The 10609-nt window shown below is 43.1% G+C and carries 7 protein-coding genes; 1 reads left to right on the top strand and 6 read right to left on the bottom strand.

All coding sequences use genetic code 11. The features are described from left to right. Positions 1-294: 294 nt before the first annotated feature. The 6 genes from NE473_RS11135 to NE473_RS11110 all read right to left on the bottom strand — a co-directional run bounded on the left by NE473_RS11135 (position 295) and on the right by NE473_RS11110 (position 9314). Positions 295-3129: a glycoside hydrolase family 9 protein gene (locus tag NE473_RS11135; RefSeq protein ID WP_055652323.1), complete on the bottom strand. Its 2835-nt coding sequence runs from the start codon at positions 3127-3129 to the stop codon at positions 295-297. A 15-nt stretch (positions 3130-3144) separates the two neighbouring features. Then, positions 3145-4935 carry a glycoside hydrolase family 9 protein gene (locus NE473_RS11130; RefSeq protein WP_055652322.1) on the bottom strand — a complete coding sequence of 597 codons (1791 nt, stop codon included), beginning with the start codon at positions 4933-4935 and terminating at the stop codon, positions 3145-3147. 44 nt (positions 4936-4979) lie between these two features. Continuing rightward, positions 4980-5843 (bottom strand): carbohydrate ABC transporter permease, encoded by an 864-nt coding sequence (locus NE473_RS11125; protein WP_006774482.1) that lies wholly within the window; start codon positions 5841-5843, stop codon positions 4980-4982. A 12-nt stretch (positions 5844-5855) separates the two neighbouring features. After that, on the bottom strand, positions 5856-6527 hold the full coding sequence (locus tag NE473_RS11120; protein WP_242866265.1) for a carbohydrate ABC transporter permease: 672 nt from the start codon (positions 6525-6527) through the stop codon (positions 5856-5858). A 233-nt stretch (positions 6528-6760) separates the two neighbouring features. Next, positions 6761-8059 carry an ABC transporter substrate-binding protein gene (locus NE473_RS11115; RefSeq protein WP_055652320.1) on the bottom strand — a complete coding sequence of 433 codons (1299 nt, stop codon included), beginning with the start codon at positions 8057-8059 and terminating at the stop codon, positions 6761-6763. Positions 8060-8156: 97 nt separating this feature from the next. Further along, positions 8157-9314: an MFS transporter gene (locus tag NE473_RS11110; RefSeq protein WP_055652319.1), complete on the bottom strand. Its 1158-nt coding sequence runs from the start codon at positions 9312-9314 to the stop codon at positions 8157-8159. Positions 9315-9878: 564 nt separating this feature from the next. Between NE473_RS11110 and NE473_RS11105 the strand changes: the two genes are divergently transcribed. Further along, positions 9879-10577 carry a hypothetical protein gene (locus NE473_RS11105; RefSeq protein ID WP_055652318.1) on the top strand — a complete coding sequence of 233 codons (699 nt, stop codon included), beginning with the start codon at positions 9879-9881 and terminating at the stop codon, positions 10575-10577. Positions 10578-10609: the final 32 nt, after the last annotated feature.

The raw sequence follows: 10609 nt of genomic DNA, 5'->3' as shown, positions 1-10609 counted from the left end.
GGCTTCGACTTGTTTGGCAGCCTTACCCTCACGCATGGCCTGATGTGATTTCTGTTCGTCAGACCAGAGATTTGCCCATGGGTTAGTATGTTCCCCATATCCAGCTTCCTTCAGATTCCACCTCACGATGGACACCCTTGCCTTCGGCTATATCCTTCCCACCACCGGGCGGATTCCGGACTTGCACCGGTTAGAAACGTGCGCCGCCGGGCGCACCAACAAAGCTGCAACACTTTATAAGTGCTGCAGCCTTGTTCTTGTCCCGCTCATACTGACCATATTCACAATTACTGTTTATCGTCCATAAACTTCTTTTATCTGTTCCAATTTTCCATCAGGAATCAATACTGCATAATAAGGCCGCCTCGCCTCCCTGATCTCTCCCTTTATTTCAATCTCCTCTCCCAAAATGATCTCCCGGTCAAAATCACAACAGGTAAGATTAATCATATTCAGTTTAATCCTTGCTCTTCCGCTGCCCTGTGTTCTGATCACAAGAGTTACTTCATTGCCTTCTTTCCTCGCCTTTATCTGATAATCATAAAACGGCGCATCCAGGCGATAGGAACGTGAAGCCAGCAAAGTCATATGTTTTATCTGACCACAGCAGCTAATCTCGTAATTCCCCGCCGGTAATTCTCCTTCATACCAGCCCGTTTCGGAATTGACAGACAGCTCATAGATACAGCCATAATCCATATTGGTAAAAAGTACTTTCCCATTTTTCTGCGGCATGAGTCCGCTGATTTTTGCTCCTCCATGCAGATCGGATGCCAGCCAGATCCATTGAAGAACCGAACGAATCCATACCTCCTTATAAACGCAGGTATTGACCTGTGGCCAGAATGGAGAATCATGTTCATCCAGTGTTGCAAATCCAACTCCCAGTTCCCCAACCATTTCTCCCGGCAGCACTGCATATTCCTGACAATAATCATACCCTTCTCCAAACATCACGGATTCTGCAAACGGATTTTTTCCGGATATCCACTCAAACTGCCGTTGCGCCAGTTCAGCAAGTGCATAATCATTTTTTGCGGCTGCAGCGCAGGCCACACCTTTTCCTCCCGCCAGAGTCACATCGTGATTTCCTCTATGTTCAAATGCTACCGGTTCACGGCGCAGATAATACCCATTTCCCAGCGATACTCCGTTTTGAACCTGAAGACGGTAATTCTCTCTGCGCTCGTCATCGGTTAAATACTTTTTAATCATGCCCATATCATATTCGTTATCGTGCATCGCCTCATTCTCGTGATAGATGGAAGCAGGCACTACATAGTATGGCGCTGTAGCTTCACTAGCATTCTGAATATAATCACTGTACAGGTTAACAGCATACATCCATTTTCCAAAGTTTTCATGATCCGGCATGCAGGCAGCCAGACGAGCCAGCGCCTGTATTGGTTCATTATCATGGCTTCTATGACTGCAGTGAGCAATCAGCTTATGGCTTGCATCATCGTAGAAAAAGCCAACATACGGTGTATCCCAATCTGTTATCTCCTGCTGCTGACAGGCAATGATTTCATCTGCAAAGCAGATTGCCATATCCCGATAATAAACCTCCTCCGTAGCCTTATATAAATCTACAGCAGACCAGCAGGCAGCCGATGATTTCAGCAGAGGGGTGCAAATACGGTTGGGGTCATCAAATTTACAAAAGTCCGGCATCTCGCGATTTGTATATGCAAAATTCCAGTCCTCCTTTGCACATTTCAGGCTGTATGCAGCCAGCTCGGGCTCAATCTCTCTAAGTTCCATATAGGCAAGCGCCTCCGCTCCAGCACACATAAAGTTCTCTATAGGTTCCAATGCAGCTTCACGGAAAATATCATCATCATCTCCAATAATACCGTTCGTCCAACAGGATTTACTGGAAGATGGCACACGATATCCATCACCAAACCGTGTTTTAAGAAGCCACTCCAATCCCCACTTTGCTTCCTCCAATATCCGTTCAAATAAGGGGTCATTATCACGAACCTTATCCAGCAGCTCGAACAACGCGTATGTACACTCCGATGTATTCGTCGTCACCTGAGTCATGTCTCCGGCATCGTGCCAGCCTCCATTCGCAATGATTGATCGTTCTCCATGGCGAATGGTTACATCGTGATGACAGCTGTAATGTTTCCCCGGTACCTCACAGCCACAGCGCTCACAGAAAAGGAAATTAAGGGTTTTCCATATTGCATCTTCCCATATCCCGGTTCCTATGGGAAAGGAACGTGATACGATGCTTCCGCATACCAGCAGATACTCTCCTGGAGTCTGTATTTCTGAAAAATCAAGGACCTGGTGAACTCCATTGCTATCACGCTGCACGTCAATTTCTTTTTCCAGCACTGTGCGCCCGCTGGCGGTTTCCACCAGTTTAAAACTTTTCGCTTCCGGTTCATTTACAACGGCAGTCTTCATACTGCCGGCCTGATAGCCTGATCCTGAAAATGCAATGCGGTGTTCTCCCGGCTGCCAGCCTTCATATACGTCCAAATCCTCTGGCGCAAGCGTTTCCAGCATGATATCCGTAATATACCAGCATGCTGTTTCTGTAGCACCTGGCTCTCCGCCCACCATATCGTACTCAAAACTCAATCCCAGAACATCGTCCCGGTGAACGTAGGGAATTTCGACAGAAACATACTGCCACTTTCCATTCGTCATGTTAACGTTATGATGCCCTTCCCTGTCGTAACGGTCTGGTACCGGATGATCTCCGCCATTGCGGAACTGCATCCGAAAGCTAATGGAGCGGAATCCTGGCATATCTGCATAAACCCAGAAAGAGATCCGGTTTATATGCTCCCAATTTTCATGGTTTACTTTACGTATCACCTTTGGCACAGTATAAATCCGTCCAAAGGCATTGGGCCAATGATCCAGCTTTGTTACTGATGTAAATTTCAGTGAATTTACACACTGTCTTGTATGTTCTTTACTTAGTTCCATTCTTGCATAAGGACCTTCCGTCTCCCAATGATCCAGGGAGGTCATATCGTCAAGCAGTATACTTGAAACAACCCGTTTACGAAGACATCTGGTTTCCCGCATCTCTTCTTCATGAATGCGCAGTGGACGGTGAATATTCTTTGACTCTTTCAAATCCTGCTTAAACCACTCTCTCATTTATTTTCTCCATTCTCACTTCATTTTCAATCCTACAGCATATAAAAACCAGCTGGCATGCGGAAGCCACTGTTCTGCCCAGCGCCAGTTATCCTGAATCTCCGGATGTTCGTCCGGATTCATGACAAATTCAATTCCTTCTTCATCCTCAATGCCGCTCGTAATACCATTTACAATCCCACCCGGAGCACCAATAAAATCATACTGATTCTGGAAATAATAATCGATATTGTGCCGTCCGGCCCCTTCCAGCATACATGTATCAAATGGATTCAGTCCCAACACCCAGGCGATCTGGTCATCCGCATAAATATTCAGCCTTTTTGCCAGGTCCAAATCCCTCGTCATAGACGCCGTATAGCGGGCTGCTGCAGACAGAGACAGAATACGGGCATTATCTCCCTGCCACCATGGAGCCATCTCTGTATTATGAGGGAAGAAAAACTGTTTTCCCCGATCACCGTTCTTATCCTGATAAAAAATCCGGGCATAACCAAAGGGATTCGACACTTCATTTGTTATATGAGCTGCAAAACGCATTGCACTCTCAGCAATATTTAAAGCTCTGTCACGGCAATTTTTATTTTTCTCAATCTGATAATAATTCAGCAATGCCACCACCGGCGTACCCTCATCGGTTGCAGAAAAATACGGACGTCCTTTCCCATCCACACTGAAGTACCCCATTCCATCTTCTACCAAGACAAAATGTGACATAACCCGCTCCGCCAATTCCCTGGCCCGATTTAAAAATCCAACTTCCAGAGAAGCTTTATAGAGTTCAACTGTCGCCTCCAGTGCACAAAATTCATCCAATAGATTCCATGCCCCGTCATTCGTATAGTGCTCATTGTTCTTTTCCAGGTAAAAATAGGACTCTCGGGCAGCGTTTAGATATTCGATCCCTGTAAATTCACAGGACGGGTATGGATAACGAGAAGCCGCTGCAAGAGCTGCGATCGCATATCCTCCGCCGGACCGGAAAGAAGTCTCGTAATATTCATCTCCAACATTCTCCGTCTGTGCAGTCTCGGCAGTACCGAACTGAGGGCTGGAATGCTTGTATTCGAATCCGATCTCACGAGTGATATCTGTTGGATCATAAGCATAATTCCGGCATGGACCCACTTTAAAAAAGCTTCCTGAAGGTGCCCTCCGCCGCATCAGCCAATTTGCACCATAAGATGCCTCATCCAACAAACGACGGCAAAAAACAGAATAACATGGATTCTCATTTTTTTGCAGTAAATCTAATAACCGGTAGAATACTGCAGCTGAGAATGACGCCTGCTGAGGATTAAAATAAGTCGTATGTGACTGATGAGTCATATGTACACCTACATCACCGGTGGCATCAAACCAGCCACCATGAACATCAAATGTTCCCTCACGTGGTCCCTTAAACCCAATATTATGGTCCTTAACCTCCCACTCTCCCGTAGCACGCTGAGATTTGAAATAGTACACAATGCTAGATAGTGTGGAATACTCTACAACGGATCCATAAATCTCAAATGGGGATGAAACTACTTCTCCTGCACTGGTTTCCACATCCAGCAGATAAAAACTGCTGTAATTCTTATGAGCGTTTGGGGCAAACTCAGTAAAATCCATCACCCAGTAATCCCCCTTGTTCCAGCGGGCTACGGGACTGCTTTTTTCTGCTTCTCCACAGTAGACTTCTATCCCTGACTTTTCCTCGAGAATTTTAAATCCAAGTACCTGTATCTCTTCATCTGACTGAAAGACAGCTTTTTTACTAAAATCAGAATCATAGCCTATTTGATTCATTAAAATTCGTTTCACGAATAAATCTCCTTTCACTAATACAATAATTGTGAGATACTGTGTTAACCTTTGACAGAGCCAGCCGTCAGACCTTTGACTACCTGCTCCTGCAGCACAACGTATAATACCAGCAGCGGCAGCATTGTAAAGAAAATAGCGGCCATCATGGCACCGTAATCCGTACCGATCATACTGCTAACCATAGACAGTATTACGCTGACTGGCTGCATCTTCCGGTTCGACAAGTAGGTAAGGGAAGTAAGTAAATCATTGTATGACCAGATGAATACCATAGTTGCTATGGTTGAATACATCGGTACACTCAAGGGACATATAATTCTCCAGTAAATCTGCATGGGACCCGCGCCGTCAATAATTGCTGCTTCATCAAGTTCTTTGGGAACCGAATTCATATAGCCAGTCAGCAGCAACGTAGAAAAGCTCATATTACTGGCAATCAGAGGCAATATAACTGCCATATACGTTCCTCTGAACGGAGACGCACTGATTGTCACAAAATTTGGTATCAGAGTAGAAAACGATGGTACCAGCAAAACAGCATTAAATACAATACTGATTACTGCGGTAAATCTATTAGCAAAACGTGTAATGCTATATGCTGCAAAACCTGCACAAAGCACTACTCCTATGACTACACCCCCCGAAATAATCACACTGTTTCGAAATGCACGCAGAAGATTCATATCGGGATAATTGGCCATTGTAATATAATTTTCCAGTGTCCAGTGAGACGGAAGCATAATGGAATTCTTTAAGATTTCGTTTGATTCCTTAAAGGAGTTGATAAATACCCAAACCATGGGAATAATTGCAGCGCACGCCCACATAATTAATATTCCATAAAGCAGAACGGCTCTGACCGCCGCCATAAAACGATCCTGCGGTGTTTCATAATGATATTTCATCCTCTCACCTCCTTAAGTATCGCCTTGAATCTTATTAGTAAAAACTTTTACAACACCTGTAATGCTTAAGCCAAGTACCATCATAATAATTGCAATTGCACTGGCATATCCGGTATTGTAGTCGGCAAATGCCTTATAATACATGTAGGAACTCAACAATTGGCTGCTGTTTAAAGGTCCCCCTCCAGTGATGATATAAACCATATCAAATACCCGGAAACATCCGGAGATCACAAGAACCACATTGGCAACCAGACTGCTTTTCAGCATGGGAACCGTAATATAGATTGCTTTCTGCCATGGCTTTACACCGTCTAACACCGCCGATTCATATATATCAATAGGGATATTGGCTATGGCTGTTAAATACACGACAAAATAGAATCCTACAAACTGCCAGCAGACCGGTATCAAAAGCATATAAATGGACCGCTCTTTCGTCAGCCATACCTGTGGTTCTCCTCCAAATGCCTGAATGATATAATTCAAAAGACCATAATCATATTTGTAAATCAAAGAAAACATCAGACCGATTGCTGTAGCCGAAATAACGATCGGGAAAAAATACACCGTGCGGAAAAAACGAAATCCATGGTGAGCGGAATCCACACAGATAGCCAGAATCAAAGCCACTCCAACCTGGAAAATAAGTGCAAACACGATCAAAAGCATTGTATTACGCAAAGCAATTCCGACAACTGAATCAGTAAAGAACTGTTTATAGTTGGCCAATCCAATAAAAGTTTTCGTCTGTGAGAAATTAAACCAGGAAGTAAAGCTGTAATAAACAGTTTTAAACAATGGTATAATTAAAAATATCAAAACAAAAATCAATGCTGGCACAAGCAATAAAACAGAATACATCAAGTTTTTTTTGTCTCTTCGTGTCATAAGCCATCCCCCCGCCTGACGATCATTTAGTTCGCTTTAATATTACTCAATGCTGTCCGGCATTCTTCTAAAAGTTCGTCCGCAGTCATTTCACCTTCGCATACATAAATCAATTTTTTAGCAAGGTTGTTAAACACTTCCCTTGGTATCATGGTATCGATCGGCGGATTCATAGCAGTTGCATTTGCCGTCATCTCATTTGCACTGACTAAAAGAGCCTCCGCTTCTTCCGGCATCTCAATATTCATAGCTGGCGTACCGCCTACTTCAATAAAACGGGCAAGGATTTCCGGTGAACACATATATTTCACAAAATTCAACGCGGCATCACTGCGTTCAGCGGCGGCCTTGGACATATACCAACCGGAACCAAAGACTGAGATAATGGCTCCCTCCTGTCCCTGAGCCCCTTCCGGAACCGGAACAGCAATCATGCGCATATCCTGATTTTCTTTCAGCGTATTTAAAACCCAGGAGCCGGTAAATGTCATAGCCGCACGTCCGTCCTGGAAAATAATGCGGGAGTCTGCATCCGAAATAGTTGCCGCATCAGCTGGAAATGCGCCTAAATCATACAGCGTCTTAAACTGGTCAATCGCACCCGCCCAGGAAGCATCCAATGGTTTCTTTTGATTTTCCGGCCCTACCTGCGCCAATAACATGGTTTCCAGTTGACATGTCGGACTCAGTAAAGAATTACTGATGGGAATGATATCCGTGTCTGCCAGTACCTCACACGCCTTTATAATATTATCCCATGTGGTCGGATACTCCAGACCGTACTCATCAAATATCTTCTGGTTATAGCACAATCCCTCAAAGGATCCAATATATGGAATATTAAATTGTTCGTTATTAATCTGGCCGGAAGGCATTACGGTAGAACGGAAACTTGACGCCCATTCGGAATCCTCTTCCAGATATTGATCCCAACTCACGTACAGTCCGGACTCATAGAGCGGCTCTGCATCGGAACCATTAAAATATAATGCAACATCGACCGGAGTTCCGGCTGCAATATCGGCATTCATCTTTGGACGGAACATATCGTTATTACCAGCAGTAGGAACCGATTCATCCGAAATCGTAATGTTGGGATTTGCCTCCATATATTCCTTAATGACTTCCTGCCAAGTAGGGGCCCACTGATCCGAACCTGCAAAGAATGTGATTACACGCAGATTTTCTTTCTTTACACTTTTTTCCCCTGCTGCACCTGACTGGTTTTCCGAAGCCGGTGTTTCCGTTTTCGAAGAACAGCCACTTATGGATGCCGCCCCCAGCATAACTGCCATTGTTATCCATGCCATACATTTTTTCTTCATGATAAAAATCTCCCTTCTCCAAATCATATTTATAATAGGTACCCTTTCATCCATACTGGGATCCTACAGTATGGTAAAATTTGAAATAGAAAACAATCTATCCTTCGTTCTTCTCTATCAGATGGTAACAGACTGAGAAAATACCCGCACCAATAAATGCCGCTGCTCCCGCAAGCCGAAGCATGGTAGGCACTCCGAATATATCGCTTAGATATCCGATCAACACACCTCCGATCACCCGTGATAAAATCGTAGTTACCATATTATTCATGCTTTGCCCCGTCGCTCTCAAATCTCTAGGAACATGCACATTTATATAAGTGACTATGCAATAGTTTAATGTTACAAAACAAAAACCATGAGTTAAGTTAATGCATATGGCAGCAAGTGGATTCATAGCTATGCTGAGTGTCGTCCACCGCAATCCCGTTACTACAGCCGCAACCACCATCATTTTTTTATAGCCGAAGCGTTCTGTCAGTCTCCCGGCAATCAGCCAAAATGGAACTTCCGACACCGCGGTAACGAACATCAGGATTCCTACTTTTTGGCTATCCCCGCCGATTGTTGTAAAATAAAGCGGATAATAGGAATAATAAATCACTGTACCTAATGAAAAAATAAAGTTCATAAAAATAAAGCAAAAAATTTTTTTGTCACTCAGTAGTTCTTTAAATGATGATTTTTTTGCTTTCTGACGATATCCCATAACAGGTGGTACAAACTGAAGACAAATAAATGCACACAGAAGAAGAAGACTGATCATATAAAACATTCGTCGATATTGATTCTGCATTAGCTGCCCAGCTGTCAGTACACCGATCGCATAACCAACTGTTCCTCCCAACCGGATATGTCCGAAGTCAAATATACTTTTGCTGCTCTCCAGCGTCTCCAGAGAAAGATTATCGAGGAGAGGCGGCACCGGATTATAAAAAACACAGAACAGGCAATTGACCACCATAATCCACCAATAATTTATATTTAAATAAAAACCCAATATTGTAGTTGCCCCAGCAATCAACAGTAAATTTAAAATACGGTTTTTTGTTTTTGAGCGATCACTTACATATCCCCATAGCGGTTGCACAATTAAGACAAGCAGTGTTGACAACGAAGTAAACATACCCATCTGCGTTTTAGAAAATCCAACATCATTCAGATACAGATTGAGATAAGTTCCGAATATTGCCTGTGCCGAATAAAAACCCAAATAAGGTAAAAATAGATTAATTGGAAATTTTTGCTTTTTCATATGGCAGCACTGCCTCCGTTCTTACTATAGATGTAATTAATTAACTAAGTTTGTTATTTAATTATGATTATAGCCCGAGACAGTCATTTTGTCAACCTATTTTTATATTTTGCACTATTGTAACTAATAATTAGTGTTTTTACAGTGCAACTTGCACATATATTTTTTTTGCTATTTCCCTTTTTCCATCAGTTGTTTGCCATGCTGCTTTTTACTGCGAATACACACTAACGATCCATCACATTTTTTTCACATTTTCATCAAATATTCTTCACATTCTTTGGGTATATTAATACTCGTAAACAAGGTAAACACCTTTTCAACATAAAACTTTTTTTCATACTCAAAGCCGGCAGGATCCCCCTCTTGCCGGCTTCCTCCCTTTTGGGAGAACTTTTCATCAAATAAAAGATCTTTGAAAGTAACACAGCTTCAAAGCACTGTTGACAGGCTTATGCCCGATTAATGAGACAGTTTCCATTAAGCCACTCCTTCTCACTTATTGTCTTTTTCATCTGCGTTTGATAAAATACTATTATCAAATATAGAGTAGAGGGTATGATTATGAAGAAGACCATTTTGGTTTTGAGTGCTGCTTTCCTTGCATCTGTATGGCTGGCTGCGTGCAATTCTGGGAATAAGCCATTTCCGGAGCCGCCTGAAGCAACTGAGATTAAGGAAACGGAGACAACAGCCGAAGGGAAAAAAACAGCTGAATTTTCAACCGGTTCCTGGGATGGTTATGCATTTACCAGCCCCTGGTTGAATCTCACTTTTACGTTTCCTGAGGACTGTACGATTTCCACGGAAGAGGATATTAAGAAAGCGCTGGGAACTGGCCAGGAGATCCTGGTCAACAATGGGGTTTCCAATGATGTGCAGTATAAAGTTGCGGAGTTTACAACCGCTTATGACTTTATGGTAATCCTGCCGGATCAGTCCTCAAACTTTCAGATGGTGCATGAAAATATTTCAGTTGCAACCCTTGGAAAAGGTATGTCTGCTGAACAGTATTTGGACTCTGTGAAGGAGCAGTTAGGGACTTTGGAGGATTATGGCTATGAGTTTAATGATTATGAGGATGTTAATATAGGGGGACAGACCTTTACGAAACTTTCGCTTTCTGCGCTTGGAGGAGCCTTGCTTCAGGATTATTACTGTATTTCCAAAGGGAAATATATTTCTTCCATAATTGCCAGCTATATCCCTGATTCGGCCGAAACAGTTGAAACTGTTATGGCAGGGGTTACAGCTGCGAAATAGAAAGCAAATATACTCATATTAACTTGTTTGTA

The organism is Hungatella sp. SL.1.14 (assembly GCF_024460495.1).
Lineage (GTDB): Bacteria > Bacillota > Clostridia > Lachnospirales > Lachnospiraceae > Hungatella > Hungatella hathewayi.
Note: the sequence above shows the minus strand (reverse complement) of the source record. Positions and strands in the feature narration are given on the sequence as shown.

What these genes read in the sequence shown, in the direction of transcription:
- NE473_RS11110 (WP_055652319.1), bottom strand. Translation starts at nt 9,314, where the DNA reads ATGAAAAAGCAAAAATTTCCAATTAATCTATTTTTACCTTATTTGGGT.
- NE473_RS11115 (WP_055652320.1), bottom strand. Translation starts at nt 8,059, where the DNA reads ATGAAGAAAAAATGTATGGCATGGATAACAATGGCAGTTATGCTGGGG.
- NE473_RS11125 (WP_006774482.1), bottom strand. Translation starts at nt 5,843, where the DNA reads ATGAAATATCATTATGAAACACCGCAGGATCGTTTTATGGCGGCGGTC.
- NE473_RS11105 (WP_055652318.1), top strand. Translation starts at nt 9,879, where the DNA reads ATGAAGAAGACCATTTTGGTTTTGAGTGCTGCTTTCCTTGCATCTGTA.
- NE473_RS11135 (WP_055652323.1), bottom strand. Translation starts at nt 3,129, where the DNA reads ATGAGAGAGTGGTTTAAGCAGGATTTGAAAGAGTCAAAGAATATTCAC.